The sequence below is a fragment of the Shewanella sp. BJSY2023SW001 genome, assembly GCF_047314685.1.
GTDB classification, from domain to species: domain Bacteria; phylum Pseudomonadota; class Gammaproteobacteria; order Enterobacterales; family Shewanellaceae; genus Shewanella; species Shewanella indica.
In genome coordinates this window covers 120756-146655 of sequence record NZ_JBKORF010000036.1, presented here as the reverse complement: position 1 = coordinate 146655, position 25900 = coordinate 120756, and the positions used below count along the sequence as shown (strand labels likewise).

Here is a 25900-nt window from a genome sequence, read left to right as displayed (position 1 = left end):
TCGAGGTTGTTCGCCATAAAACAAAGGCTGAGCAAACAGTATGCCTGTGCTTGGGTAGGAGAGAAAGATGACCATATTTAAAAAGAAAAGAGTTGCTTTGATGGTGATGGCAATACTGCTTGCAGGCTGCAGTGATGGTGATGATGGCCGAGATGGTGCGCCTGGTGAGCCAGGTAAACCGGGGGAACCGGGAAAACCCGGGACGAATCCTCCAGTAACCCAATCGGTTGAAACCCAAGTTAAAGTGATTAATTATACTTTGGGTGAGGGGACAATTACCTACGAGTTTGAAGTGACGGATGAAAATGGTAATTTAATTAATGACCTTACCAATGTTCAGGCCAAAGTGGCTGCTTTGACTGCCAAAGGTTTTATTCTCAATCGGGATGAAAATCCAATTAATAATGTAGAGGACAATGTTCATGTCGGCGGCGCGGTAACTCAGGCAACAGAAGGTGCCAAGTTAACTCAAGTAGATGATGGACATTATATATTTGAAGCGCCGATGGCAGGTGTTAATGCTGCCACTGAAGGCATTGTTTGGCTGCGTGTTGGCGGTAATGATGCCATTGCCCGTTCAAAGGCATTGGTTGTCAATAAGCCGGAGGGTCAATTCAGTACTACCACTGAAGCCTGTTATGCCTGTCACGTGGACTACTCCCAGAGCCCACGTCGTCACGCCGGCTATGTGGCTGAAGGCATGGACGGTGAAGTAGATTTTATTGCCGGCTGTTTGGTTTGTCATGGCTCAGTCAGCAAAACAGTGACCAACGATGAGGGATTCTCTATCGGTGGTTATGCCAGCAATACCTTATCCAGGATAGGTCATATCAATCACAGGGAGTTCAGCAAAGACTTCAGCGTGCTCAACTGCAGCAGTTGTCATACAGATGCGCCTATTAACAGCAACTTTACCGGCCCTGGTTGTATCGATTGCCATGGTAAAGAAGGAACCCCGATAGGCGATATAGTGCCTTCAAATGGCCTGGATTTCCGTGAGCTGCATGAGCAGAAGGTGGGGATCACCAAGTTGCAAGCACTGCGAGCGGCTTACACAGTTGAACTTTCTACTCCTGAAACCGATGGTGCCGGTGGTTGGTGTTCTACCATCAGTGTCAAGGATAAAGAGGGTAATCTGGTCAATATCAGCAACAACTATAATGCCGAACCTTCCAATGCCGGTTATGTTGCCGCCAAGCCGATAGTCTATGCCGGCGCATATCTGCATGCCTATGACAACCATGGCCTGGTGGGCCGCCCGGGCACCCGTAATTCAGAAACCAAGACGGATAATGCCGATGGCACCCGCACTGTGTGTTATGCGGCGGCCAACATAGCCGCAGGGTATGAGAATGCCGGTTATATGTTCTCGGCGCGGGTGACTTTCTCCAGCGAAGGTTGGCAGCATTATGATGACAAGGTACGTGGTCAAACTCGCGATCGCATTCGTGCCAATGGCTATGACGGCTCCATGGGGGTCTCCTTCACAGCTTACTCAGATGTCGTCAATCCGGCCGATGGCAGCAAGATCTCCGGCTTTGATCGGCGTCAGGTGGTGGCCGACAGCAGCTGCATTACCTGTCATAACGATGTGACTGCCTTCCACAAGAACGGTGAGTTCGATAACGGTGGTAAGGGTTGTATTGCTTGTCACGGCAACGGAATGGCCCGTACCAGTGCCGATTATGGTGCCGGCTTCGGTCCCATGATCCACAGCTGGCACTGGGGTAAGGGGGCAACCGTCGGTGAAGTGGCTCAGGATGCCGATGGTAACTGGAGTCAGACAGGAAAAGCCAACGGCGCCGCAGCGATTGCACCGGCCAGCAGTTGTGTGGCCTGTCACCAGGATGGCCTGTCGCTGGCCGCTGTGCCCAACCAGTATATTCTGGAGCCCGGCAGCAAGATGACCAGCCCGGTCACCGCAAACTGTTATGCCTGCCACACCAGTGATTCAGCCAAGGCACACATGAGCCAGAACGGCGGTGATATCAGCGTGGATATTCCGGCGGTTGAGTGGTTCAAGCAGCCAAGTGCCGAATCCTGTGCGACTTGTCATGACACAGGCAGAACCTTTGGTATCGATAAGTACCATAAGTTCTAATTAGCGTTTTATTGAGTAAACATTCCCTGCAAGGCTTGGTTTACCTCAAGACAAAGCGGCTCATTTGAGCCGCTTTTTTTGCTGTCCTGAGTAGAGTTGAGGTGTAGCGGGCTCAGCCGTGACTGACGAAGGCGCTGTCATCTTGATTTTGCTTGCTCGTCAGTGCGGCCACTTCCAGCATGGCCCGGCTCAGGCAGCTCAGCTCTTCTGCGCTGATACCATAGGGCGGCATGATATAGATGAGTTTACCAAAGGGGCGGATCCACACGCCGCGGGCAACAAATTCGGCCTGCAGCGCGGCGGTATTGACCTGTCTGTGCATCTCCAGTACGCCGACGGCGCCAAGCACCCGTACTGCTTTGACTTCCGGCAGTGCTGCTGCCGGTGCCAGTTCCTGTTTAAGCTGAGTTTCAATGGCCTTGACCTGAGCTTGCCACTCACCGTTTGCCAGCAGGGCCAGGCTGGCGCGGGCAGCACTACAGGCCAGAGGATTGGCCATAAAGGTTGGCCCATGCATAAATACGCCGGCAGGGGAGCTGTCTATGCCGGCCGCCACTTTATCGCTGCACAGCGTCGCCGCCAGACTGATATAGCCGCCGGTGAGCGCCTTACCGACACACATGATGTCCGGCGCTATGTCGGCGTGTTCGCAGGCAAACAGCTTACCGGTGCGGCCAAAACCTGTGGCGATTTCATCCAGGATCAGCAGTACATCGTACTTGTCGCACAGGGCTCTTGCTGCCTTGAGATAGTCGGCGCTGTAAAACCACATGCCACCGGCACCTTGCATTATGGGTTCGAGGATCAGCGCGGCGGTTTGTTTGCCGTGTTCGGCCAGCATGGCCTCGAGTCCGGCGATGTCATCTGCTTTAGCGGCTTCACCGAAGGGTGTACTCGGCGCCGGGGCAAACAGTTGCCGGGCCACATTGTCACCAAACATGGTGTGCATGCCGCCCTCCGGGTCGCAGACGCTCATGGCGGCGAATGTGTCGCCATGGTAGCCCTGCTTGACCGTCATGATGCGGTTTTTTTCTGTCTTGTTTTGTCCTTGCCAGTATTGCAGTGCCATCTTCAGCGCCACCTCCACCGCAATGGAGCCTGAGTCAGCCAGGAACACCTTGGTCAATGGCTCCGGGGTAATAGTGATGAGTTGGCGACACAGTTCTATGGCGCTCTCATGGGTGATCCCTCCGAACATCACATGGCTCAGGCGTTTGAGTTGATCTTCCATGGCGCTGAGAATTGCCGGGTGGCTGTAACCATGGACGCAGGCCCACCAGGAACTGGTGCCGTCGATGAGCTCGCGACCATCCTCCAGCGTCAGGCGTACGCCCTTGGCGGCTTTGACCCCATAAACGGGTAGGGTGTGGCTCATGGAAGTGTAGGGATGCCAGATATGCTGACGGTCAAAACGATAATCTATGCTCATATATTAACCAAAGGTAAACCTGTGCAACTGGTTGGCGTTGACAGTGAGAGTGTCGCGGGTATGCTAACGAAAATAATTCAGGCCTTCAAGCAGCCAACTGAACCCGGAGCCCGATGGATTAATCGGCAAAATCGGCTTCAGCAACAAATAGATCAGACTCAGGTAACACAGAATATGTCCAATACAGAGCTGCGCCATGACTGGCGCCGCGAAGAGGTTGAAGCCCTCTTTGCCCTGCCGATGAATGATTTGTTGTTTCGTGCCCACAGCGTGCACAGAACCCATTTCAATCCCAATGAAGTTCAGGTCAGTCGTCTGTTGTCAATCAAGACGGGGGCCTGTCCGGAAGACTGTAAATATTGTCCCCAGAGCGCCCGCTACGACACAGGGTTGGAAAAAGAGCGTCTGCTGGAGATGGAAAAGGTACTGACAGAGGCCAGAAGTGCCAAGGCAGCCGGGGCGACCCGCTTCTGCATGGGAGCCGCCTGGCGTAACCCGCATGAGCGCGATATGCCTTATCTCAAGCAGATGGTGCAGGAGGTTAAATCCCTGGGAATGGAAACCTGTATGACTCTGGGTATGCTCAGCGAAAACCAGGCCAACGAACTGGCCGAAGCCGGGCTGGATTACTACAACCATAACTTGGATACCTCGCCGGAATACTATGGTGACATCATCACCACCCGCACCTATCAGCAGCGGTTGGACACCCTGGCCAATGTGCGCGCCGCCGGTATGAAGGTGTGCTCCGGCGGGATTGTCGGCATGGGCGAGCAGGCCACCGACAGGGCGGGTTTGCTGCAGCAGTTGGCCAATCTGGAGCAACATCCCGACTCTGTGCCTATCAATATGTTGGTCAAGGTGGCCGGTACGCCGCTGGATAGCCTGGACGACCTGGATCCACTGGAGTTTGTGCGCACCATAGCCGTGGCCAGAATCATGATGCCTTTGTCGCGGGTTCGCTTGTCGGCCGGGCGTGAAAATATGACAGATGAGCTGCAGGCCATGTGTTTCTTTGCCGGGGCCAACTCGATTTTCTATGGGTGCAAGCTGTTGACCACCGCCAACCCGGAAGAAAATGACGATATGAGCCTGTTCCGCCGTCTGGGATTGACCCCGGAGCAAGGCAAGGCCGCCACGGTCGAGGAAGAGGGCGCCGAAATAGCCCGCGTCGCGGCCAAGGCAGAGGCTATCAATAACAAGGCTCAGGGACAGTTTTACGACGCCGGAGCCCTGTAACTTGACCTCATTGCTGGACAAAATGGCCCACCGCCGTGAGGAGCTTGCGCGCGGCGGCTTGCTCAGGCAAAGGCGCTGCTTCGCTGCAGCGCCCGGCCGTGAGCGACTATTGCATCCTGTTGCCCATGCAACAGATAGTGGCAAACCATTGCTGGATTTTGCCGCCAATGATTATCTGGGCCTGGCCCGTCATCCCAAGGTCATCTCTGCGCTTGCCAAGGGGGCAACTCTCTATGGCTGCGGCAGCGGCGCTTCACCTCTGGTTTCAGGTTACAGCGAGGCGCATCTCAAGCTGGAACAAGGTCTGTGCCGGGCACTCGGTGCAGAAGCGGCGTTACTGTTCAGTTGTGGTTTTGCCGCCAACACTGCGCTGATGAAAACCCTGTTTAGCGCCGAAGATACAGTGATTGCCGACAAATTGGTGCACGCCTCCATGATAGATGGTCTGCGCGACTCAAAGGCCAAAATACGGCGTTTTGCCCATAACGATATGGCGGCCGCCACAACGCTTTTGGCCCGGCATCCCGGCAGCGCTGTGCTCACCGAAACCGTGTTCAGCATGGATGGCGACAGGGCGCCGCTTGGTAAATTGAGCCACTTGTGCCAAGAGCACGGCAGCCCGCTTATTCTCGATGATGCCCACGGCTTCGGCCTATTTGAGTCTTCACCCTTGCCGGTATTTGCCCGCTTGGTGACATTTGGCAAGGCGCTAGGTGGTCAGGGCGCGGCGATTGTGGGCTCGCAGGAATTGATAGACTATCTGGTGGCCAATGCCCGTGAATACATCTATTCCACCGCGCTGTCACCGGCCTGCTGTATGGGCGTGCACGGGGCTCTGGAGCTGATCCAGCAAGAGCCTTTGCTCGAGCGCCTCAACGCCAATATCGCTTTGTTTCGCCGCAGCTGCCAAGCGGCGGGGATCTCCTTGATGCCATCTGAGTCGCCAATTCAACCTCTGTTGGTGGGAGAGAGTGGCAGGTGTATGGCGCTGGCGGCAAGGCTTTTGGAACGCGGCTTCCTGGTGGGGGCGATTCGGCCACCCACAGTCCCCCAAGGCAGTGCCAGACTGCGTATTACCCTGAGCGCCGAGCACAGGGAGCAGGATATACTGGCCTTGGCCTCGGCACTGGCGGAGCTGATGGCATGAGCAACATGAGTCATGAGCCTCTGGCCAATCATACAGGCCTGGTGCAATCCGTGCCGCTTGGTGACGTCGCCGGGCGTTTTTCCAAGGCGGCAAGCGCTTATGGGCGCCACAATAAGGTGCAGCGTCTGACGGCCGAAGCCTTACTTGACTGGAACGATTGCCTACACTCAGGAAAACTGCTGGATATAGGTGCAGGTCCGGGCACGGCTTTTGCCACGCTCGGCCCCCAAAGCGTGACCGCCCTGGATATCGCCAGCGGAATGCTCAAGCAGCTGAAGGGAAACTTCCCCTATTATCAGGCTGTTTGTGGCGATGCCGAGCAGCTTCCCTTTGGCGACAACAGCTTTGATGCGGTTTATTCCAATCTGGCGCTGCAGTGGTGCGGCGATATTCCGGCCGCCTTGGCAGAGATTTTTCGGGTTATGCGCCCGGGCGGCTCGGCGCGCCTTGCCATAGTAGCCCGCGGCAGTTTGCCCGAATTACAGACGCTGGGGCTGCGAGTCAAGGCGTTTGCAGCCGAGGATATGTTGGCGCAAGCGCTGGGCCAGCATCCCTGGCAGAGCTTGCACACGCAAAGCCGCACCTTCCAGTGCCACTTTGCCAATCTCAGGGAATTGCTTTACTCCATCAAGGGGGTCGGCGCTTCAGTCGGCGCAGACAAAAACTCAGGCGCCGGGCTCAAGGGAAAGGGTTTTTGGCATACACTTAACGGGCAGGCCGAGGTCCTTAGAACGGACAAGGGATTGCCGCTGACATACAGGATAGTAATGGTTCAGGCTCGAAAATAACCATTGATGTTTTGGCTGTAGGGGTAGTTCAGCGATGATTTTTTTTGTAACAGGTACAGATACCGACAGTGGCAAGACTCAGGTCGGAGCCGCTCTGCTGCATAAGGCACGAGTCGAGCATGGCTTGAAAACCTTGGGGGTCAAACCTCTGGCCTCGGGTTGCCATAACACTCCTTACGGGCTGAGAAACCCGGACGCCCTGGCCTTGATGGATGAATCCACTCTGAAACTGCAGTACGACAAGGTAAATCCTTTCAGTTTTGAGCCGGCGATTGCCCCTCATATTGCTGCCGCCGATCTCGGCCTGGATATCAGCCCAGAGGCGGTACTGGCGGCGCTGGATTTTACCCAGTTTGCCATGGCTGATTTCTGCCTGATAGAAGGGGCCGGCGGTTGGCGTTTGCCTTTGGGGGAGGGGCGTTTCTTATCGGAAGCGGTGCAGGGACTGGCTCTGCCCGTGATTCTGGTGGTCGGAATGAAGCTTGGCTGTCTTAATCATGCGGTGTTGACCCAGGAGGTGATCCGCGCCGATGGACTTGAAATCGCCGGTTGGGTCGCCAACCGCGCCGAAGCCGATATGAGTCGCTTCGATGAAAACCTGGCCAGCCTTAAAGACTTGATGCAGGCGCCGCTGTTGGGAGTGGTGCCGCATCTGGCTCATCCCAGTGCCGAGGCCATGTCTCAGCACCTGGATTTGAGCCCTCTGCTGGCCAAAGCGCATGCTTGAGCCCTGGAGTTAAAAAGCAGCAAGGCCCCGTGGGGCCGAGGTTTTTTTAGCTCAATAGATTGGAAAGATCACTGCCTACAGGCACGGGGATCTCCTGCTCTACACCGCTGAACAGATAAGCTTCCTTATCTCCCAAAAGACTCAGTTTATTGTCCTTAAGCAACAGGGCGCTGCCTTCCTGGATGGCCAGTACCGGCGTCTTGGGATCGACACAAGTAAACTCAAGCAAGCGCTGGGCCCGGGTTTCACCATTATGCCCCGGCGTTTTGTAGTTGCTGTAATGCGGATTGATTTGCAGTGGCAGCAGGCCAAGGGCACTGAATGATGGCGGCTCTATAATAGGCATATCATTGGTGGTACGTATGCTGAGGCCGGCAATATTTGAGCCTGCACTCCAGCCGATATAGGGTTTGCCGGCGGCGACTTCCTCTTTGATCAGATGCAGCAGGTCGTAGCGGTACAACTCATGCAACAGGTGGAAGGTGTTGCCACCGCCAACCAGAATGCCGTCAGCATCGCGAATGGCCTGCTTGGGGTCGCCATGTTGATGGATAGAGGAGATATCCAGCCTCAATGGTGCCAGGCCATTAACCACGGCTTCCAGATAGTTGTCGTAGCTCATGCTGACACCGGCATAAGGGATAAATATCCACTTGCGGGCTTTTTCTGCCATGGGCTCAATATAGGGCAGGGCATGTTCCAGGTAGGGGGTATCGCCAGCGCGGGAGCTGCTGAGCAGCAGGGTATTTATTGTCATAATCGTCGCTGTCCTTCAGATTGATTTGCGTTGCTTGATGGTAACAAAAAGCCTTTACACTCAACAATCGCCACAGGTGCTTTTGGTCGCGTTAAAAAGCCGCACTCGGCAATTGATTAAGTTTGATTTAATCAACTCTACCTAGACTGCTTCCTCTGCGTAGCCGGGGCGTTTAGGCAGAAAGCTAAACAATAATTTACCTTTTTCCTCTTGAATTCCCGCCAAGTGGACATATTATGTCTGCAATGACGCAATTCCGGTACAAGGGTACCTTACAGGAGCTGATATGAAGCGTGTATTTCTATTGATTTTGACTAACCTTGCCATTCTGTTGGTGGCATCGATTGTCATGTCTATTTTGGGTGTCAATACTCAAACCATGGGTGGCTTGCTGGTATTTGCGGCGATCTTCGGTTTTGGTGGCGCCTTTATCAGTTTGGCGATTTCCAAATGGATGGCCAAGAAAACTATGGGTTGTGAGGTGATCACTCAGCCCCGTGATAACACAGAGCGTTGGTTGCTCGAGACCGTAGCCCGTCAGGCGCAGCAGGCCGGGATTAAGATGCCGGAAGTGGCTATTTACCAATCGCCTGAACTGAACGCCTTTGCTACAGGCCCAAGTAAAAACAACTCTCTGGTAGCCGTGAGTACAGGCTTGCTTTACGGTATGAGCGCCGATGAAGTCGAAGCCGTACTGGCGCACGAAGTCAGCCACGTGGCCAACGGTGACATGGTGACACTGACCCTGATCCAGGGCGTGGTGAACACCTTTGTTATCTTCGCCGCCCGCGTGGTTGCCGGTATCGTCAACAACTTTGTTGCCAGCAACGATGAAGAGGGTGAAGGCTTGGGCACTATCGCTTACATGGCTGTGGTATTTGTGCTGGATATGCTGTTTGGTATTCTGGCATCCATTGTGGTGGCATACTTCTCCCGCATTCGTGAGTTCCGCGCCGACGAAGGTGCCGCTCGCCTTGCCGGTAAGAACAAGATGATTGCGGCCCTTGAACGTCTGCGTACCGGGCCGGAAACCGGTGCCATGCCGGCCAATATGTCGGCCTTCGGTATCAATGGCAAGCGTTCAATGACTGAACTCTTTATGAGTCACCCACCGCTTGAAAAGCGTATTGAAGCGCTGAGAAACCGCTAATAATTCAGCGATACTTTCTCTAAAGGAGACCTGTTGGTCTCCTTTTTTATGCGCTTGAAACGCTTATTGATACAGATGTTTATAGGTAAACAAAATGTAAAATTCCGTAATTAACCGATGGTTACATGATTCAGCGCACATTTTGCTTTTGCGCAAGTTGTTAAAGTGGCGGCGACTCAGAATTAGTTTGCCAATTGGCAAAAGCTTGGCTAAGTTAATCCAAGTCGTGCTATTTACTGATAGTGAGACAAAGGTCATACCTGACATAAGAACCTTTGCTCGACTGTCATCATCGGAGGATATTATTGTGAGCAAGAAACTCTTAAGTGTGTTGTTCGGTGCCGGTTTGGCCGCGCTGGCCATGTCACCATCTGCTTTTGCAGAAGATCAGAAACTGTCAGATTTCCACGCGGATATGGGTGGCTGTGAAAGCTGTCATGCCGATGGTTCCCCTTCAGCTGATGGCGCCTATGAATTTGAACAGTGTCAGAGCTGTCACGGTTCGCTGGCAGAAATGGACGCGGTACACAAGCCACACGATGGCGCTTTGATGTGTGCTGACTGCCACGCTCCCCATGACATGAACGTAGGTCAGAAGCCTACCTGCGATAGCTGCCACGATGACGGCCGTACTTCGGAAAGCACTCTGAAGTAAGCGCATATCGCACGAATGACAACGCCGGCTTGATGCCGGCGTTATTGTTTCTGGCTTGTGCTTATCTCTGGCTCTGTGTGGTGAGCCCATATCACTGTCAGTCTTTATCCAGCGGCGTTGTTGGCAGATATTTATTGCCGGAAAACATAGCTGAAATAATACCGGGCTGACGCTTACGCTCGGCGTGGATCACCGCGGCTATATGCAGCAATACCAAGAGAAGTAACAGATATACGCTGTAGACATGGACTTTCCCTGCCAAGCCTTTGGCGCCCTTAATCGCTGCAGCCTTGTCTGGATTAACGCCTGTGTCATCGTAGGGTTTGAGACTGGCAGGTTCAACCCCATCCGCGGCGATATATTCCTGAACCATGCCGCCCAGTGGTGGATAGAAGATGTCAGTACCGGCTCGCACTAAACCTGTCACCATGATCAGGGTCAGCAGACCAAACAGAGCGATAACCGCCAGTTTGCCTGCCGGATTATGGCCGAGATATTGTGGATTTTCGCCTTTCTTGAGGGCTGCGCGATAGCCTGCCAATTCCCCTTTCTTTGGGAGTAGTTTACCTAGACGCGCCTTGATGGGGCCGAATAATCCCCACAACAATCTGAATGCCAGGTTGATGGCAAAGGCATAACCTATCCAGACGTGCAGTGTCTTTAAGCCGATTTTCGCATCGAGACCACTGATCCCAAAGTTAGATTTGAACATCATTATCCCGCCGATGGTCATCATCAGCAGCACCAAAAGTAGGTTTATCCAATGAAAAAGGCGAGTGGGAAGATCCCAGGCCTTATAGCGAGACAGGCGCACTTCGCCCGCAGTATTTGTTTCCATGTTTGATCCCCCAGATCTGTTTTACCCCTTTATGTTAATGCCTGGGGCGGCGCTTGTTCAGTTAACTCTTATTCATTTTGAGTTTTTTGGCAGAGATCTGTACTTCCGTTTCAAGCAGCTGTCTGATTTGATGCTTATGTTTCGTTAATGCAAATTTCGCGGGTGTTTAGCTGAGGGCAACCTATGTTCAAGGTGATGCACTGGCTGGTGGTTTCCAGAACTGCTCTGTTGACCGAGCTGATGAATATCCCTTGGCCGCAGGAGTTTCTGATACGCTTGTCCTGCTTATCTCCCGATAGATGGACACTGATGTGATGTCGACACTCTGTTGCTGGATTTGGTTACAGTGGCGTTGGCCTTGGGCTATAAGATTCTTAAACAGGTCGCCAGGAGTCGCGGTCGCAAAGTGGTATCCCCAAAAGGGTGGAGTATGAATGCCTGCTGTTGCCGTCTGCGGTCAAGAACCATCTTTAGCGGGTATTTCGCAAACTGAATTTAAGCAACCGGGCCCAGGTGATGACCTGGGCCCAGCGTCACTTGATGGCCGCTGTGGCCGAGAGTTAGGGAAGGTGCGAATAAGTCCTCGCGGCACTCTGGCTTACACAGCAATTGGCGTTCAAGGCATCTGACTGAAGGCATGCCGGGGCCTGTCGAAGTCGGATAACGTAGAGAGCCGGTTGCTGTGAAAGCCCCAAAGGGCGTGGCTTACAGGCCTGCCTGCTGTGTTATGCTTCTTGCAAAGGACTAGGGCCATTTGCTGCGAACCACGCCTTGCATCCAGGCCTGTAAGCCGACGCAGAGCACGCATGGGACTTGTTCGCACCTTCCTTAACCCAGCCAGGCCTTGGCTTTGGCTGGTTCGGTGAGCTTGAGTGACACAGTATCTATTGCCGCCGGTTTGATAGGCAGCAGGCCTGTCATCAGCTCATCACGGCGGAAGAAGTGCAACTCCAGACTATCGCCGGGCTCATATTGTTGCAGTTCATTTTCAAATTGAGCGCCGACCTGCAGACCATTGGCGGCGATTAGCAAATCCTGAGCCGCGAGCCCGGCGCTGTGAGCCGCGCTGCCGTTGGTCACACTTACAATCCTTAATCCCAGGGCTTCAGCCTTGTAGCGGGCTCCCAAGCCGATTTTTTGCCCCTCAACATCCCCGCCGCCCTGATCCTGAGCGCCTTGGGCACTGCGAAGCTGCATCTCGATTCCGAATTGCGCCAGCAGGGGCGCCAGTGGCAACTCTTGGGTATTATCCAGAAAGGCAAATTCTGCGCTGGCATCCCGGCCAAGCAGCTCCTCATAGAGGCGGCGATGGGAGTCATCTTCAGTGCCTATCCCCTGGCTGCCAAAGGCCTGCCACAGCTTTTGCATCAGGTTATCCAGTGTGTATTTTCCCTGGGTTTCCAGTCTCAGAGTCAAGTCCAGATACAGGGCAAACAAAGCTCCCTTGGTGTAATAGCTGACGATGGCGTTGGCGGCGTTTTCATCCTGTTTGTAGAACTTGGTCCAGGCGTTGAAGCTTGATTCTGTCAGGCTCTGCAACTGCCTGCCCGGCATGCGATATACCCGGGTCATGGTCTGGGATAGCATCTCCAGATATTGCTCACTGGAAACCCTGTTGGCTCTGAGTGTCATCAGGTCATCATAGTAGGAAGTGATGCCTTCATAAGCCCACAGCTGACGGGTGTAGCTCTCGGCTTCCAGCGCGTAGGGAATAAAGCTGGCCGGCTTAATGCGTTTGACGTTCCAGCTGTGGAAGTATTCGTGACTGCAGAGCGACAGATAAGTGCGGTAATCCTTATTGACCGGCATCTCCATACTCAGCGGCAGATCTTTGCGGGAGCAGTGCAGGGCGGTGGAGGCTCTGTGTTCCAGCCCTCCAAAGCCATTGCCCAATACCTGAGTCATAAACAGGTAGCGCTCAAACGGCGCTTCACCGAAGAGGCGGATTTGGCTCTCGCAAATAGCCTTGAGATCGTCAAGCAGCCTGGGCATGTGGCAGCGGTGACGCCCTGTCAGTATCACATCATGGCGCACGCCACAGGCCTCAAAGCTGCCGTGGGTAAAAGTGCCCATCTCCACCGGATGGTCGATAAGCTCATCATAGTTGGCGGCGCTGAAACGGCCGAACTGCCACTCTTCACCTTCGATTCGACTCAGGGTTGTTGCCAGTTGCCAGTTGGCTTCCTCTTTGGGAGGCAGAATTTCCAGCTCCAGCGGCTCAAGCTCTTTGCCGGCCACCGCAAGAAAGACGCTGCTGCCGTTGAAAAAGCCGTGGGTCTGATCCAGGTGGGCGCTGCGCACCGACATATCCCAGGCATAAACCGAGTAGCGCAGTTGCAGTGATTCGGCATTGGAATTTATCTGCCAGCGCTGCTTGTCGAGCTGAGTAATGCTGAGTGGACGCTCCAGCTCATCAAAGGCTTGAATATCTATGATATTGCGACAAAAATCGCGAACCATGTAGCTGCCTGGGATCCAGCATGGCAACCAAAGTTCCTGTCTCGGGGCCGGAGCCTGAATGGTGATTTTGACCTCGAACAGGTGAGCGTGTGGATCTATGGGGCAAATCTGATAACTGATCATCTGATATCCGTATGAATCGTTGGCGAGTGCCGGGAGCCAAATTGGTTCATCTCCGGCTGAGCATGGCGACAATGCTGCCAAAAAAGCCAGGCCGCGGCAATTACTTGCCGAGTTTTAACAGGCTTGGGGGGCAAATCGCCGCGGCCGATTACATCTCTGGGCCGAATGGTATTATACTGCCAAGAACACAGTGATTTGGCCCTTGGGCCGAGTCTGAACCGATACACCGGAGAGTGGCAAAATGGCCGAAGAAACCATATTCAGCAAAATTATTCGCCGTGAAATACCCACGGACATACTGTATCAGGACGAGTTGGTGACTGCCTTTCGGGATATCAATCCCAAGGCTCCCACCCATCTGCTGATAGTGCCCAATCATCTGATCCCCACAGTCAATGACGCCAAGGCCTCCGACGAGCAGGCCATAGGCCGTATGGTGACAGTGGCCGCCAAGTTGGCCGCCGAAGCCGGGATCGCGAAGGACGGCTATCGTTTAATCATTAACTGTAATGAGCATGGCGGCCAGGAAGTGTTCCACATCCACATGCATCTGCTTGGCGGTAAAGCCTTGGGGCCTATGGTGAGTTCAGCGTCATGAAAGTCAATCCGGAGTTTTTCCCGCTGACGACCCTGGCGAGCCGTTTTGTCAACCAGTTGGCCCAGTGCCGTCGCCTCGGGCTCAAGGTGCATGAGGGCAGTGAACACCATGTACTGATAGAGTTGCCTTACAGCACCGAGCTGGTGGGTTACCCTGAAACCGGAGTTATCCATGGTGGGGTTATCACCACTTTGATGGATACTGCCAGTGGCTGCGCCGTGGTTTGTGCCATCAAGGACAAATACGGTTCGCTGGAGATCTCGCCGACTCTGGATCTGCGGGTCGACTATATGAAGCCCGCCGAGCCCCACAAGCCGGTGTATGGTTTTGCCGAGTGTTATAAGTTGTCATCCAGCGTCGCGTTTACCCGGGCCATCGCCTATCAGGACAGCATAGACGACCCCATCGCCCATGCGGTTGGCTCCTTTATGCGGATAAGCCCTGAAATGATTGGGGACACTTTCCGTAAGGCACTGATGGGTGAGGAGACGAAATGACAGATCCCAAGGCATCCCTGGATGTAAAAAGCATAGTTGCCAAAGTGACAGAAACCAATGATTTCAGTCATTTACTTGAGCATGTTCCCTACGCCCGCTTTATTGGCATGTTGGTAGAACGGTTTGGCGATGAGCTGGTGTTTCGCTTGCCGGCCAAAGATGACAACATAGGTAACCCGGTACTGCCGGCCATTCATGGCGGCGTGATAGCCGGGTTTATGGAGATGTCGGCCATCATCCAGCTTATGGTGTTTATGCAAACCAGTAAGGTGCCTAAGGTGGTTGATTTTTCCATCGACTACTTACGTGCCGGTTATCATAAGGATAGTTTCGCCGAGTGCCGAATAACCCGTCAGGGACGGCGAGTGGCCAATGTCAATATCGACTGCTGGCAGACCAACCGCAAGCAGCTGATTGCAACCGCCCGGGCACACTTTTTGATTGATTGAGAATAAGGGATTGGCAGATGAAAAAAGTCTTGGTAATAGCAGCAACCCTGCTGGCTCTGGCAGGCTGCGCCAACCATACGGCCGGGGTGTATGCCAGCTCGACCGGTGAAAGTCGCATCGACAACAGCAGCTTTGCCCGCTCGGTGAGTGTCGGTGACTTGATGGCAAGAGGCGAGGGCGGCTTGCTCAGAGGCACTGCCACCATCAGCAGCAAAGTCGCTACCGATATGCGTGTTCAGTACAAATTCACCTGGTATGACGCCAGCGGTTATACCCTGGATGATGAAGGTGTGTCCTGGAAGTCGGTCAAGCTGCATGGTAAACAGCAGTTGCAGGTGAGCGCCGTGGCGCCGAATCCGACTGCCAGTCGTTTTGAGATCTATGTGCGCGAGGCCTTTTCAAACTAAAAGTTGCAACCTCGGCACCACTGCCGCCCGAACCATTATTCCAGTTGATGCTCAACGAACGGGACTATTGGTGTGGGCGGTTTTTTATCCCCCCAGATACAATTTGGCAACCTGGCTCACTTTTGTTGGTAACTCGTGTATACTGGCCCTCGCCAAGGGGTGTTTACCGCATTGCGGTTGACTGAGATGTCGTATGACGAACCCTTAGAACCTGATCCGGCTAGTACCGGCGTAGGAATGGGCCACAATTCGTGCACTTTCAACTCGCTTTCTTATTGCCGGATCTCAAACTGTGAATATTTGAGGTCCTATGTCCAAGTTTACCGTACCTACTCTGCTCGCCAGTACCATTCAGATGCTGCTGTGGGCACCCGTTCATGCCGCCGATAATCCCGGCGTTGAAAAGCAAGATGAGCAACAAGCCATGGAAGTGATAGTCGTCAGCGGCGACTTTCGTGGCCTGACGCTGGAGAAGATGCCCTCCAGCGTGACTGTTATCGACGAGCAGCGCATTGAAGATCAAGGCGCCGAGCATTTCGAAGATATGCTGGGTAACGTAGCCAACTTCAACTGGTCAGGTGCCAGCTCCCGGCCAAGATACTTCCAGATCCGCGGGGTCGGTGAGCAGGAGCAATACCAGGGAGCGCCCAACTCCTCTGTGGGCTTTATTATCGATGATATCGATCTCTCCGGGCTGGGCAGCGTTTCCAGCCTGTACGATCTGCAGCAGTTTGAAGTGCTGCGTGGCCCTCAGGGCACCCGCTATGGCGCCAATGCCCTGGCCGGTCTTATCTATCTCAAGAGCAATGATCCCACAGACGTATTCGAGCACGGCGCCGAAGTCTCGCTCGGTAATGATAATCTGCAAACCTTCAGCGGCTTCAGTTCCGGCCCAGTGACAGATTCCGGCAAGCTGCTCTATCGTGTGGCGCTGCAGCAACACAAGCAGAACGGTTATCGCGACAACCTGTATCTGGGCCGTGACGATACCAATGAGCGTGATGAATTCAGCGGCCGTATCAAGCTGCGCTGGTACGCCACCGACAAGTTGCAGGCAGACTTCACTCTACTGCACGCCGATTTTGACAATGGTTATGATGCCTGGACTCTGGACAATAACGGCTTCGATACCATTACCGATGCGCCGGGCGTCGACAAACAGCGCACCACGGGTTCCAGCCTCAAGCTGAGTTATACCGGCTTTGAGGCTTTTGAGCTGGTGTCCCTGTCAAGCTATGCCGCCACAGATCATCACCACGGTTACGACGGTGACTGGGCCAACCCGGATTACTGGGCCGGAAAAGAGTGCGGCGGCGCACCCTGTGAGTACGATTACACCTGGGATAAGCGTGGCGAGCGGCGCACTCTGTCACAGGAGTTCAGATTCAGCTCCAACGAGGCCGGGCGGATTTTCGGCGGCAGCACCGACTGGCTGGCCGGGCTCTATTTTATGGATCTCGATGAGGACAATGATCTCTACTCTGAATACAACGGCGGGCCGGATGAAGTGCTGACTTCCCGCTACAGCGCCAGTAACTATGCGGTGTTTGCCCAGTTGGACTCAGATCTGGGGGCGGGCTACAGCCTGTCTATCGGTGCTCGTATCGAGCGACGTGAGAGTGACTACAGCGACAGCAATGGTGATGCCTTTAGCCCATCGGAAAACATGTGGGGCGGCCATATCGCCCTATCCAAGGCGCTGGCTGAACACCATGAAGCCTATGTTCGGATAGCTAGAGGCTACAAGGCCGGTGGTTTTAATATGACGCTGCCCCAGGAGCTGGCCGACAAGAAAGAGTTCGATACCGAAATCCTCTACAACTATGAACTGGGGCTGAAATCCAGCTGGGCCGATGGCTTGCTGGATACCCGTCTGGCACTGTTCTTTATGGACAGGGAAGATCAGCAGGTAGCGGCCTCACTGCAGGATCCTGTCGATCCCCAGCGCTTTATTCTGTTCACCGAAAACGCCGGCAGCTCCAATAACTATGGCGCCGAGCTGGAAGCCAACTGGTATCCCACAGATTCACTGCAGTTCTACACCAGCCTTGGGTATCTGCAGACAGAATACGGTGATTACCTGTATCAGGATAAATATGGCAACCCTGTGGATCTCAGCGGCCGGGAACTGGCCCACTCGCCGAGATGGACCTATAGTCTCGGCATGACCTGGCGCAATGACATGGGCTGGTTTGCCAACCTCAACAGCAGTGGCAAGAGTGCGTTCTACTACTCAGACAGCAATGATTCCCGCTCTGAAGACTATCAAGTGGTCAACGCCAAGCTGGGCTATGAGGCAGACAAGTGGTCGGTTTACCTCTGGGGCCGCAACCTGTTCGATGAAAAATACGGCGTGCGCGGTTTCTACTTCGGCAATGAGCCGGATCAAAACTGGGCCGAGAAGCAATATATCCGCTACGGGGACCCACGCCAGATTGGTGTGACCTTCAACGTCAAATTTATCTGATGGCATAAGCCGTTGTCGGCCGGGGCGTGTTGCAGCGCCCCGGTTCATTACAGGAGATGTAAAATGAAGTTAACTGCCGAAATCAGCATGTATCCGCTCCACGATGAGTATCTGGAACCTATTCAATGGTTTATCAAGCGCCTGGACAGTTATGCCAACATAGAGAGAACCACCAATGCCATGGCGACTCAGGTGTGCGGTGATTATGCCGAGGTGATGGCCATGCTGGCCACCGAGATGCAGGCAGCGCACGAGAAATTTGGCAAGGCGGTGTTTGTCTGTAAATTTATCGGTGGTGAGCTGAACTTGGGCCACAGGGAATAACCCATGAGTGAATTCTGGCACTGGCTCGCCGAGGCCGGCTCTCAGGCCCAGGGCATGGGCGCCTGGGAAGCGGTAGCCGTGGTATTGGCCTTGGCCTATCTGCTGCTGGCCATGAAAGCCAATATCTGGTGTTGGGCGGCAGCCTTTGCCAGCACCGCCATCTACACTGTGCTGTTCTGGAAAGTCGCGCTGCTGATGGAGTCAGTGCTCAACGTCTATTACATGGCGATGGCGCTGTACGGATACTGGCTCTGGCGCCGGGGTGGGGAAAACCATCAAGGAGTGGCCGTGACCTCCTGGCCCTGGCAGCGGCACCTGGTACTGATTCTGTTGACTGGGTTGGTGTCTCTGTTTGTCGGTCATATGATGGCGACTTTCACTCAGGCAGCCTTCCCCTACCTGGATGCGGCAACCAGCTGTTTTGCTGTGATGACGACTTTTCTGGTGGCGCGCAAAGTGCTGGAAAACTGGCTCTATTGGGTGGTTATCGATCTGGTGTCCATCTATCTCTATTTAAGCAAGGGCTTGATGTTGACCTCACTCTTGTTTGTGCTCTACGTGGGGATGGCGGTAGCCGGATACTTTATCTGGCGCGCCAGAGCCCAGGAATCCCGCGGTCGCGACTCCTCACAGCTTGAAAGCGGCGCGGCATGAAAGGCAAACCGCTGACAGAACTTGAGGCCAGTCTGGGTGAAGGTTTGAGCTGCGAGCTCAACGCCGCCCTCAAGCGGCTACAGTTGTGGCCGCTTGAGGGGGCCAAGCCGCTCACCCTTGGGCTAAGCAACCAAAACTGGCTCTTGCAAGCCAGCAGCGAGTTATTGGTGCTGAGAGTCAATTCCCCGGGCTCAGACCGTATCTGCGACAGAAACAACGAACTGGCATGTTGGCGGGTTGCCGAGAAGGCGAATTTGGCACCAGGGCTGATTTGGGTCAGCGCTGACAAGGGGTTATATCTGAGCCGCTTTATCGAACAAGCGCCGCAAGCCAACTGGCAGCAGTTACTCGCATCCAAAGGCGCGGCCGAGATCGCAAGCGCGGCTCATAATGCCTTTGTTAATCGCAACAGCTTCTCTGGCCTGCCTGAGCGCAAACATGATTCTAAGCATGATTCTAAACATGAGTCTAAACATGAGCCTAAACATGAAGTTGGCTCAGGCGCTGTATTGGGAGCCAGGCAAGGCAAATCACCTCAGGCCTTACTGCTGGAGTTGCTGCTGGGGCTGAGGGCATTGCCGGCCCCCAAGCTCGAAATCAGTGTTGCCGAGCAGTGGCGCATCTATCTGGAGCGGCTCGATGACATGGCACTGAGCCGGGGGCAGCCTTCAAGCTGGCAACAGCGGCTCATGCAACTTCATTCGGCCCAAGGGTTATTCGAGCAGTGCAACACTCGGCTGGAGGCCTGCCTGCTGAGGCTGCAGTATTGTCACAGGGATCTCAATCCTCATAATTTGCTGCTGGCCGAGAATGGACTCAAGTGCGTCGATTTTGAATATGCCTGCGCTTCCCACCCGCTGTTTGAGTTGGCCGGGGTGCTGTCATCCCATCAACTGAGCGCCGAGGGGCAGCAGTGGCTCATTTATCACTATCTTGAGCAGCATCCACATTTAACCGACGATGCCCACCTGGCCGTGGCTGCAGCCGTCGATGTCTACTGGCTGTTTGCCTGCTGCTGGGCCTTGCAGATGGCCTGGGACAATCAGCAGCAGTCTTATCTCGACTGGTTTGATGACTTCTGGCATCTTGTAAAGCATCAATGAGTCAGGCAGGGAAGCGGTCGCCTGGCCTTAGCCAACTTAAAGTATTTAATGGATGAAACGCATTGTTATTGCCCTGGCGCTGCTTATTGCGCTCAGTGCCTGCTCCACCAAGGTCAGCTATTATTTCCTCGATTGGGCCATAGAGTGGCAGCTGGAAGATTATGTCACTCTCGACCGGCAACAGGAGCAGGCGTTTGACGCTATTCTCGACCCTTTTCTCGCCTGGCATCGCAGCCAGGAGTTACCCAGATACAGTGCCCAGTTAAAAACGCTGCAAACCGAGCTTGCCGATGGCACTTTAACGCCACAGAGTTGGCGTCGTCATGTGGATACGGCAAGAGATCACTGGTTTCGGCTGTTTGCCCAGGTGTTTGACGATCTTTTGCCCCTTATCGCTTCTTTGAGTGACCAACAGGTCGCCCAGGTGATTGCCAAACTGGAGGCCGATGAGCAGGAGCTGGTGGATGAATACAAGGACAAGAACCAGGAACAACTGATTGAAGATGCGGATGAACGGCTGGAGGAGCTGTTTGCCGATTGGCTGGGGCGTTTGAGTGAGCAGCAAAAGGCCCTGATCCATGAGCACAACAGCCGCCGACTGGCGACCCTGGATATGTGGCTCGAGTATCGTCACGAGTGGCTCCGGCAGTTCAAACAAGCCTTGCTGCAACGCAGTGATTCTGACTTGTTGGCGCAGCGCTTGCGGCTGCTGATAACAACGCCCGATGAGCTCAAGTCAGATGTGCACAAGCAGAAATTGGCGCAGAACACTGAAAACTTCGGCATGCTGTTATTGCAATTGCACCAGAGCCTGAGTGAGCGCCAGCAAAAACACTTCAAGCGTAAGCTGGGCAACTTGATTGACGATCTGGATGAACTGAGTCAGGCATCGCCTTGAGTTGGCACAGCCCTGAGCTTATGAGGCAGACATAGCCCTGAGCTTATGAGGCAGACATAACCCTGAGCTTATGTGGTCGTAAAGCGGGTCTTTGGTCTGTAGAACGGGCATTGGACCATTTGCCCGCGAACCACGCCTTGCATCCAGGCCCGTAAGCGGACGCAGAGCAGGCATGGGACTTGTTTGCAGCTTCCTAAAGTAAAGACTGAAATAAAATCGTTTATTGTCGGGTCAACTGCAACATGACAGGAATACTCCCCGAATAAGGAGGTTTTCATGCAAGCCATCATTCAAACCTATGCGGCATTTTTCAAATCCCTGCGCCACTTCGATGGCCTGGCACCTTTGGCGCTGCGGCTCTATCTGGCGCCGGTGCTGGTGCAGGCCGGTTACAACAAACTCAGCCACTTCAGTGACACTGCGGCCTGGTTCGGTAATCCGGACTGGGGGCTGGGCTTGCCCATGCCTGAAGTGATGGTGGCGCTGGCCGCCGGGACCGAATTTTTTGGTGGCTTGCTGCTTCTGCTCGGGTTGGCCACTCGGCTGGTGGCTATCCCCATGAGTATTACCATGTTGGTGGCGGCCTTCAGTGTGCACTGGTCCAACGGCTGGCTGGCGATTGCCGACCCCTCATCCTGGCTCGCAAACGACAGGGTGATGGCTTCGGTGGAGAAGCTTGAGCGGGCCAAGGGGATACTGCAGCAACACGGCAATTACGACTGGCTTACCAGTTCGGGTAACCTGGTGATCCTCAACAACGGCATTGAGTTTGCGGCCACCTATTTCATTATGCTGTTGGTATTGCTGTTTATGGGCGGCGGCCGTTACACCAGTGTGGACTATTTTATTGGCCGTAAATGGCTGCCCAAAACCGCTAACGTCGGCTGATTGTTGCTGAGTCCCGGTTTTTTAACTCTGGCGATCCGGGGCGGATTTGGTATCCTGTGAAGTCATTGATATCTCAGCTGAGGATCGCGCATTGGACGCACTTACTCTTCTTCTTACCCGACAATCATGTCCACGACTGCAGGCTCCGGCGCCGAATGAGGCGCAACTGAAAATTATCCTGGATGCCGCGGCCAGAGTACCGGATCACGGTGGCCTGACGCCCTGGGAATTTATTATTGCTACCGGCGAAGGACTCAATCGCCTGGCGGATATTTTTGTGGCGGCTGCAACAGCAGATGGTGCCGACGAGGGATTTATCAACAAGGCTGCCGGTATGCCGCTCAGGGCGCCTATGGTGATAACCGTGGTTGCCAAGACCAAAGATCATCCCAAGGTGCCTGAGCTGGAGCAGCAATTGGCAGCCGGCTGCGCCGTAATGGCGATGCAGCAGGCCGCATTTGCCCAGGGACTTGGCGGAATATGGCGCACAGGTGCCTTTGCCTTTGACTCTACTGTCAATACGGCGCTGGGGCTTGATGGCAGCGATCAGATAGTGGGCTTTCTCTATCTGGGCACCCCTGTGGTTGAAGCGCCGCTCAAAGCCACCAAAGAGGGCAGCGCCTTTGCCCGCTATCTCTGATTGCTGCAGGACACTTAATGGCGGAGAATTTGCCATGAGCTAAGCTCATGGCATCAAGCTATTACATTCAGTTGCCTGTGACCGCAACCCCCACTTCCAGGCGTTCAAACCAGTCGAGAAACTCCGGTATCTGCTCGCCCCTGAATATCCGTCCGTGCTGCGGACATAAATAGTCCAGCTCCAGTTCTCTCACTCTGGCTATCCAGTCCTGTTTGGCGCGGTTGGAGGGCATCCATCTTTGATGAAAAAAGCGCATCTTCTCGGTATGACGGCCAAAGTCATCGACAAACAGCCCGGCATCCGTGTCTTCCAGTGCCGCACCTATATCGCCTGACATAAGTATCTTGCCGACAGGGTCGTAGACATGAAAATTGCCGGAAGCGTGCAGATAATGCGCCGGAATAAACTGCACCTCTACGCCATCGAGCGTCAGCTTGCCACCTTGATCTTTAATGGCCTGGTATTGGATATGCTCCATCCCGAAATGGCGGATGAAACCTTCCCAAATCCAGGGTGCGTGCAGCTGGGCCTGCTCCAGCGTCTGATCCCACAGCCCCAGGGAGGAGATGATATCGGGATCCTGATGGGAGGCGAATAGATGGGTGAGTTGCTCTATGGGGATGTGACAAACCACATTGGCCAGCATGGGGGCAAATAGCTCTATACCACCCGGGTCCATCAGCAAAGCCTGCTCGGCAGTGACCAACATATATTGATTGGTGTCTATGATGCCGTCGGGTTTGTCCGGATCCCGGCCAAAATAGATCCATTTGTGGCTATGGGTTTCCAACAAGAGTTGGCTCTTCATCCCTGTACTCCCTTATTGTTCAAGTAATTGAATCGCCTTATCTACCTGAGTGCGGATCGCGCCGGCAGCAGCATCGACCCGGTTGGCAACATGGTTGAAAGTGGCCTGATCGGCGGGTTTTATCCGGCAGGCTTCGATGCGGCACAGCGAGGCCAGTACTTTAGCGGTTTTCAGCTGCTGGCAGAGTTCTTCCAATTGCAATTCAATGTCCAGGCTCAGGCGTTTGCACTGCTGCTCAAGGGCCGTAAAGTGTTGGCTGTTCTTCTCCAGCGCCGGCATGATGCTGTCGCCATAACGGGCTTTGCGGGCTTTCTCCCTGGCGCGGGCAAATTGCAGCATCGCCTGGCGGACTCTGGTCTGCTCGCTGGTCAGGCGGCTGATGGTCTGCGCCAGATAATTGATTTTCGCGGCTGAGTGGGTGGTGAAATGCGCCAGTTCGTCGATGGAGTGGGTCAGCGCCTTGAAGCCCAGTGCCATGCTGCCGGCACGAATCGATGCCGCCTGGGCATTGCTGGCGATGATATTGATCTCTTTGCAGTGGCCCTGAGTCTTTTCCAGTTCGGCGGCTATGATGGCGGCACGAACATAGAACTGACGCGTTGGTTGACGTTCTGATCCCATAATTCACTGTTTTACAGTCATAATCCTGTTTGAGAGTATAGAAGATAATTCACTTCCCAACCGGCACGAGCCGATTTTTCCCGTCAATGGATTCAAGCCATAACTCAAGCGCTTGAATTTGCACCTTGTTTAGCTTGAAGAACCGCTTTGAGAATAGATACTTAGTGTTGTAACCATATGAATTAAAAGTTTTATTTTGATTGTCAGCCTAAATCGAATGCTCTAGTATCCGCAACTATCAGAACCAGCCCCTGCTTTATTCTAGTGGGGGCTTTTTAGGTTGTGGCTTTGTCAGTACGCAGGCAACAACAGCCGCAGCATTTCAGAGAGGATACCCATTTGGTTTCGCTGTTAAATGATGAACTATTGGACAGGATTGCCGATGCACTTACAGACAGGGGATACATAGTGCTTGAGGATGTGCTGCCGGAGACATTGAGCCGCGCGTTGCTGGATAAGGTTAACCACTCGCCGGTAGAGAGTTTTCGCTGGGCTGAAATCGGCCGTGGCAATGAGCGTGTTCGCGAACAGGAGATACGTTCAGACAGGATCCGCTGGTTGCATGAAGCACAGCAACCGGATGCCGACTATTTGGAGTATATGGCCTACTTGCGTCATGGGCTTAACCAGCGCCTGTTTATGGGGCTATTCGATTATGAAAGCCATTACGCCTTTTATCGCCCTGGTACTTTTTACCGTAAACACTTAGATGCGCTGCGGGGCAGTCGCAACCGGATCTTGACCACGGTATTTTTTTTGAACCCCGATTGGCAACAGGGTGATGGCGGTGAGCTGATGCTCTATGAAGAGGACGACGCTTTGCTTGAGCAGATCCCGCCGAGAATGGGCACTCTGGTGATCTTCCTGAGCGAGCGTTTCCCCCATGAAGTACTGCCAACCCATAAAGATCGCGCCAGCATAGCCGGTTGGTTTCGGGTAGCCGGTAGCTATGAACTACCATAAATAACACTACTGGCATGTTGCCTCTGGGCGGTATTTTTGAGCACAAGCTAAATCCAGGGGCATCAGGCTTATGCAGTAGCTTCAGCTAACACTCGGTGAGCGCAGAATCTCTTCATCTACCCAATGGAGCAGTTTTTTGATGGCTTTGGATAGCACTTGGTTCTGGCGCACTATATATCCCAGGCTGGCCGAGGGGAAACTGGGCAGTGGCGTCATGCAGGACTGTAGGTTGAGTTTGGGATGCAGGGCAAAGTCCGGCACTATGGCAATACCGAAACCGGCTTCGGCCCAGTCTATTTGGGCATCCACGCTGCCCACTTCCATGATGCGATATTCCGGTAGTTTGAGCTCGGGAAGCGCCGGGTCAATCAGATCCCGGGTGCGGGTATCATGTCCCAGCAGTATCAAGGTAGGTGCTTCCTGCGGGCTTGGGACTTTACCCTTCTGCCAGGTCTTGAGATCATTGCCCAAGGCGTACCATTTTACTTGTTTCAGCTCGGTAAAATGCAGCGGCTGACTCTCTTTTTGCGCCATAACAAAGCCGAGATCGGCCTTGGCACTTTTTACCAGGTCTGCTGCCTGGGAGGATGTGGTGTTCAGCAACGTCAGGTCGATGCCGGGGAATTCGGTTTTGAACGACTGAAAAGGGCCTATCAGCAGCCATCTGGAAATGATATCGCTGGCGGCTATGGTCATGGTGCCCTGGCACAGATCATTGATGGCGTTGAGATCGGCCTGGCAGCTTTGCAGCTCCATCAGGGTGTTGTGTGCACTCCTTAACAAGCGCTCACCGGCTTGGGTCAGCCGAAATGGATTACGCTCAATCAGCTTTACCCGGGTGGTTTGCTCCAACTGCTTGATATGCAAGCTGACATTGGGTTGAGTCATATGCAGCTCATTGGCTGCCTTGCCGAAGTGTTCCAGGCGGGCCAGGGTGACAAAGGTCTTAAGCCAATGGAGTTCGAGCATAGCAGCCTCTTTAAGGGTTTTTTAAACGGTACTTTTGACGTTTGAGGGGCAGGCGCTTTATGGTTGGCGGCTTGGTCATGGCAATTGCCCACTATCTTCGATTCCGATGCAAAATATCCTGATATGGATTTCTTATCAAGCTTATAATGATTATTAATTTTTCTTATTCATGCCGTGGTCATAGGATAGACAGGTTTTTG

At 53.9% G+C, this 25900-nt stretch carries 27 protein-coding genes and 1 riboswitch; of the genes, 20 read left to right on the top strand and 7 right to left on the bottom strand.

Annotated features, from left to right (window positions below; all coding sequences use genetic code 11):
* The first annotated feature begins 67 nt into the window (after positions 1-67).
* Positions 68-2101: a multiheme c-type cytochrome gene (locus ACMHXH_RS08850; protein ID WP_335911603.1), complete on the top strand. Its 2034-nt coding sequence runs from the start codon at positions 68-70 to the stop codon at positions 2099-2101.
* Positions 2102-2213: 112 nt separating this feature from the next.
* Here ACMHXH_RS08850 and bioA read toward each other — a convergent pair whose 3' ends face one another.
* Positions 2214-3530 carry an adenosylmethionine--8-amino-7-oxononanoate transaminase gene (bioA, locus tag ACMHXH_RS08845; RefSeq protein WP_335911601.1) on the bottom strand — a complete coding sequence of 439 codons (1317 nt, stop codon included), beginning with the start codon at positions 3528-3530 and terminating at the stop codon, positions 2214-2216.
* Positions 3531-3704: 174 nt separating this feature from the next.
* Between bioA and bioB the strand changes: the two genes are divergently transcribed.
* From bioB to bioD, 4 genes are read left to right on the top strand one after another with little or no spacing between them, the layout of a single operon-like run.
* Positions 3705-4769, top strand: a complete 1065-nt coding sequence (gene bioB, locus ACMHXH_RS08840; protein ID WP_039032871.1) for a biotin synthase BioB — start codon at positions 3705-3707, stop codon at positions 4767-4769.
* A 1-nt stretch (position 4770) separates the two neighbouring features.
* Complete coding sequence (locus ACMHXH_RS08835) at positions 4771-5916, top strand: aminotransferase class I/II-fold pyridoxal phosphate-dependent enzyme (protein WP_093983148.1); 1146 nt, start codon at positions 4771-4773, stop codon at positions 5914-5916.
* Positions 5913-6704 carry a methyltransferase domain-containing protein gene (locus ACMHXH_RS08830; protein WP_093983147.1) on the top strand — a complete coding sequence of 264 codons (792 nt, stop codon included), beginning with the start codon at positions 5913-5915 and terminating at the stop codon, positions 6702-6704. The genes ACMHXH_RS08835 and ACMHXH_RS08830 overlap by 4 nt, the downstream gene beginning before the upstream one ends.
* Positions 6705-6741: 37 nt before the next feature.
* Positions 6742-7431 (top strand): dethiobiotin synthase, encoded by a 690-nt coding sequence (gene bioD, locus ACMHXH_RS08825; RefSeq protein WP_039032872.1) that lies wholly within the window; start codon positions 6742-6744, stop codon positions 7429-7431.
* A gap of 46 nt (positions 7432-7477) precedes the next feature.
* Here the strand turns inward: bioD and pepE are convergent, their stop codons facing one another.
* Positions 7478-8188 (bottom strand): dipeptidase PepE, encoded by a 711-nt coding sequence (pepE, locus tag ACMHXH_RS08820; RefSeq protein ID WP_039032736.1) that lies wholly within the window; start codon positions 8186-8188, stop codon positions 7478-7480.
* A gap of 286 nt (positions 8189-8474) precedes the next feature.
* Between pepE and htpX the strand changes: the two genes are divergently transcribed.
* Positions 8475-9338: a protease HtpX gene (htpX, locus tag ACMHXH_RS08815; RefSeq protein ID WP_071475976.1), complete on the top strand. Its 864-nt coding sequence runs from the start codon at positions 8475-8477 to the stop codon at positions 9336-9338.
* Positions 9339-9645: 307 nt separating this feature from the next.
* Positions 9646-9993 (top strand): tetraheme c-type cytochrome CctA, encoded by a 348-nt coding sequence (gene cctA / locus ACMHXH_RS08810; RefSeq protein WP_039032738.1) that lies wholly within the window; start codon positions 9646-9648, stop codon positions 9991-9993.
* A 97-nt stretch (positions 9994-10090) separates the two neighbouring features.
* Here the strand turns inward: cctA and ACMHXH_RS08805 are convergent, their stop codons facing one another.
* Complete coding sequence (locus tag ACMHXH_RS08805) at positions 10091-10831, bottom strand: cytochrome b/b6 domain-containing protein (RefSeq protein WP_039032739.1); 741 nt, start codon at positions 10829-10831, stop codon at positions 10091-10093.
* Between the two features lie 183 nt (positions 10832-11014).
* Between ACMHXH_RS08805 and ACMHXH_RS08800 the strand changes: the two genes are divergently transcribed.
* Positions 11015-11146, top strand: a complete 132-nt coding sequence (locus tag ACMHXH_RS08800; RefSeq protein WP_256213880.1) for a hypothetical protein — start codon at positions 11015-11017, stop codon at positions 11144-11146.
* Positions 11147-11659: 513 nt separating this feature from the next.
* Here ACMHXH_RS08800 and ACMHXH_RS08795 read toward each other — a convergent pair.
* Positions 11660-13414, bottom strand: a complete 1755-nt coding sequence (locus ACMHXH_RS08795; protein WP_335911597.1) for a PDZ domain-containing protein — start codon at positions 13412-13414, stop codon at positions 11660-11662.
* A gap of 241 nt (positions 13415-13655) precedes the next feature.
* Here ACMHXH_RS08795 and hinT point away from each other — a divergent pair, with 241 nt between their 5' ends.
* From hinT to ACMHXH_RS08740, 11 genes are all read left to right on the top strand, one after another.
* Entirely contained in the window at positions 13656-14012 is a 357-nt protein-coding gene (gene hinT / locus ACMHXH_RS08790) for a purine nucleoside phosphoramidase (protein WP_335911595.1), read from the top strand.
* Positions 14009-14509, top strand: a complete 501-nt coding sequence (locus ACMHXH_RS08785) for a PaaI family thioesterase (RefSeq protein ID WP_039032742.1) — start codon at positions 14009-14011, stop codon at positions 14507-14509. The genes hinT and ACMHXH_RS08785 overlap by 4 nt, the downstream gene beginning before the upstream one ends.
* Positions 14506-14958 carry a PaaI family thioesterase gene (locus ACMHXH_RS08780; RefSeq protein ID WP_039032743.1) on the top strand — a complete coding sequence of 151 codons (453 nt, stop codon included), beginning with the start codon at positions 14506-14508 and terminating at the stop codon, positions 14956-14958. The genes ACMHXH_RS08785 and ACMHXH_RS08780 overlap by 4 nt, the downstream gene beginning before the upstream one ends.
* A 17-nt stretch (positions 14959-14975) precedes the next feature.
* Positions 14976-15365: a YcfL family protein gene (locus tag ACMHXH_RS08775; protein WP_039032744.1), complete on the top strand. Its 390-nt coding sequence runs from the start codon at positions 14976-14978 to the stop codon at positions 15363-15365.
* 145 nt (positions 15366-15510) lie between these two features.
* Positions 15511-15620: riboswitch (TPP riboswitch) on the top strand.
* A gap of 55 nt (positions 15621-15675) precedes the next feature.
* Positions 15676-17832 (top strand): TonB-dependent receptor, encoded by a 2157-nt coding sequence (locus ACMHXH_RS08770; RefSeq protein WP_144361928.1) that lies wholly within the window; start codon positions 15676-15678, stop codon positions 17830-17832.
* Between the two features lie 63 nt (positions 17833-17895).
* Positions 17896-18156, top strand: coding sequence for a hypothetical protein (locus ACMHXH_RS08765; protein WP_025011199.1), 261 nt, complete (start codon positions 17896-17898; stop codon positions 18154-18156).
* A gap of 3 nt (positions 18157-18159) precedes the next feature.
* The gene (gene pnuC, locus ACMHXH_RS08760; protein WP_025011200.1) at positions 18160-18810 is read left to right on the top strand and encodes a nicotinamide riboside transporter PnuC; all 651 of its coding nucleotides are present in this window, start codon (positions 18160-18162) and stop codon (positions 18808-18810) included.
* Positions 18807-19913 carry a phosphotransferase gene (locus tag ACMHXH_RS08755; protein WP_335911592.1) on the top strand — a complete coding sequence of 369 codons (1107 nt, stop codon included), beginning with the start codon at positions 18807-18809 and terminating at the stop codon, positions 19911-19913. Before pnuC ends, ACMHXH_RS08755 begins: the two co-directional genes overlap by 4 nt.
* 52 nt (positions 19914-19965) lie before the next feature.
* Positions 19966-20811 carry a DUF6279 family lipoprotein gene (locus ACMHXH_RS08750; protein WP_335911590.1) on the top strand — a complete coding sequence of 282 codons (846 nt, stop codon included), beginning with the start codon at positions 19966-19968 and terminating at the stop codon, positions 20809-20811.
* 276 nt (positions 20812-21087) lie between these two features.
* Positions 21088-21699, top strand: coding sequence for a DoxX family protein (locus ACMHXH_RS08745; protein WP_052247890.1), 612 nt, complete (start codon positions 21088-21090; stop codon positions 21697-21699).
* Between the two features lie 91 nt (positions 21700-21790).
* Positions 21791-22339, top strand: coding sequence for an NAD(P)H nitroreductase (locus ACMHXH_RS08740; RefSeq protein WP_165564888.1), 549 nt, complete (start codon positions 21791-21793; stop codon positions 22337-22339).
* A 67-nt stretch (positions 22340-22406) separates the two neighbouring features.
* On the opposite strand, the gene ACMHXH_RS08735 is transcribed toward ACMHXH_RS08740, so the two are convergent.
* Together ACMHXH_RS08735 and ACMHXH_RS08730 are read right to left on the bottom strand one after the other, a co-directional pair.
* A complete protein-coding gene (locus tag ACMHXH_RS08735; protein WP_039032748.1) occupies positions 22407-23147 on the bottom strand; it encodes an MBL fold metallo-hydrolase in 741 nt (246 codons plus the stop codon).
* Between the two features lie 12 nt (positions 23148-23159).
* Positions 23160-23768, bottom strand: a complete 609-nt coding sequence (locus ACMHXH_RS08730) for a chemotaxis protein (RefSeq protein ID WP_335911587.1) — start codon at positions 23766-23768, stop codon at positions 23160-23162.
* A 339-nt stretch (positions 23769-24107) separates the two neighbouring features.
* Between ACMHXH_RS08730 and ACMHXH_RS08725 the strand changes: the two genes are divergently transcribed.
* Positions 24108-24731 (top strand): 2OG-Fe(II) oxygenase, encoded by a 624-nt coding sequence (locus ACMHXH_RS08725; RefSeq protein ID WP_319619973.1) that lies wholly within the window; start codon positions 24108-24110, stop codon positions 24729-24731.
* Between the two features lie 81 nt (positions 24732-24812).
* On the opposite strand, the gene ACMHXH_RS08720 is transcribed toward ACMHXH_RS08725, so the two are convergent.
* A complete protein-coding gene (locus ACMHXH_RS08720) occupies positions 24813-25700 on the bottom strand; it encodes a LysR family transcriptional regulator (protein WP_039032751.1) in 888 nt (295 codons plus the stop codon).
* Positions 25701-25900: the final 200 nt, after the last annotated feature.

Bases quoted from the DNA above. Each gene is read 5' to 3' on its own strand.
- ACMHXH_RS08750 (WP_335911590.1), top strand. From the start codon at position 19,966: ATGAAACGCATTGTTATTGCCCTGGCGCTGCTTATTGCGCTCAGTGCC.
- ACMHXH_RS08770 (WP_144361928.1), top strand. From the start codon at position 15,676: ATGTCCAAGTTTACCGTACCTACTCTGCTCGCCAGTACCATTCAGATG.
- ACMHXH_RS08735 (WP_039032748.1), bottom strand. From the start codon at position 23,147: ATGAAGAGCCAACTCTTGTTGGAAACCCATAGCCACAAATGGATCTAT.
- pnuC (WP_025011200.1), top strand. From the start codon at position 18,160: ATGAGTGAATTCTGGCACTGGCTCGCCGAGGCCGGCTCTCAGGCCCAG.
- ACMHXH_RS08850 (WP_335911603.1), top strand. From the start codon at position 68: ATGACCATATTTAAAAAGAAAAGAGTTGCTTTGATGGTGATGGCAATA.
- htpX (WP_071475976.1), top strand. From the start codon at position 8,475: ATGAAGCGTGTATTTCTATTGATTTTGACTAACCTTGCCATTCTGTTG.
- bioB (WP_039032871.1), top strand. From the start codon at position 3,705: ATGTCCAATACAGAGCTGCGCCATGACTGGCGCCGCGAAGAGGTTGAA.
- ACMHXH_RS08805 (WP_039032739.1), bottom strand. From the start codon at position 10,831: ATGGAAACAAATACTGCGGGCGAAGTGCGCCTGTCTCGCTATAAGGCC.
- ACMHXH_RS08730 (WP_335911587.1), bottom strand. From the start codon at position 23,768: ATGGGATCAGAACGTCAACCAACGCGTCAGTTCTATGTTCGTGCCGCC.
- ACMHXH_RS08775 (WP_039032744.1), top strand. From the start codon at position 14,976: ATGAAAAAAGTCTTGGTAATAGCAGCAACCCTGCTGGCTCTGGCAGGC.
- ACMHXH_RS08795 (WP_335911597.1), bottom strand. From the start codon at position 13,414: ATGATCAGTTATCAGATTTGCCCCATAGATCCACACGCTCACCTGTTC.
- ACMHXH_RS08765 (WP_025011199.1), top strand. From the start codon at position 17,896: ATGAAGTTAACTGCCGAAATCAGCATGTATCCGCTCCACGATGAGTAT.
- pepE (WP_039032736.1), bottom strand. From the start codon at position 8,188: ATGACAATAAATACCCTGCTGCTCAGCAGCTCCCGCGCTGGCGATACC.
- ACMHXH_RS08800 (WP_256213880.1), top strand. From the start codon at position 11,015: ATGTTCAAGGTGATGCACTGGCTGGTGGTTTCCAGAACTGCTCTGTTG.
- ACMHXH_RS08745 (WP_052247890.1), top strand. From the start codon at position 21,088: ATGCAAGCCATCATTCAAACCTATGCGGCATTTTTCAAATCCCTGCGC.
- ACMHXH_RS08720 (WP_039032751.1), bottom strand. From the start codon at position 25,700: ATGCTCGAACTCCATTGGCTTAAGACCTTTGTCACCCTGGCCCGCCTG.
- ACMHXH_RS08830 (WP_093983147.1), top strand. From the start codon at position 5,913: ATGAGCAACATGAGTCATGAGCCTCTGGCCAATCATACAGGCCTGGTG.
- bioA (WP_335911601.1), bottom strand. From the start codon at position 3,530: ATGAGCATAGATTATCGTTTTGACCGTCAGCATATCTGGCATCCCTAC.
- ACMHXH_RS08755 (WP_335911592.1), top strand. From the start codon at position 18,807: ATGAAAGGCAAACCGCTGACAGAACTTGAGGCCAGTCTGGGTGAAGGT.
- ACMHXH_RS08785 (WP_039032742.1), top strand. From the start codon at position 14,009: ATGAAAGTCAATCCGGAGTTTTTCCCGCTGACGACCCTGGCGAGCCGT.
- ACMHXH_RS08780 (WP_039032743.1), top strand. From the start codon at position 14,506: ATGACAGATCCCAAGGCATCCCTGGATGTAAAAAGCATAGTTGCCAAA.
- hinT (WP_335911595.1), top strand. From the start codon at position 13,656: ATGGCCGAAGAAACCATATTCAGCAAAATTATTCGCCGTGAAATACCC.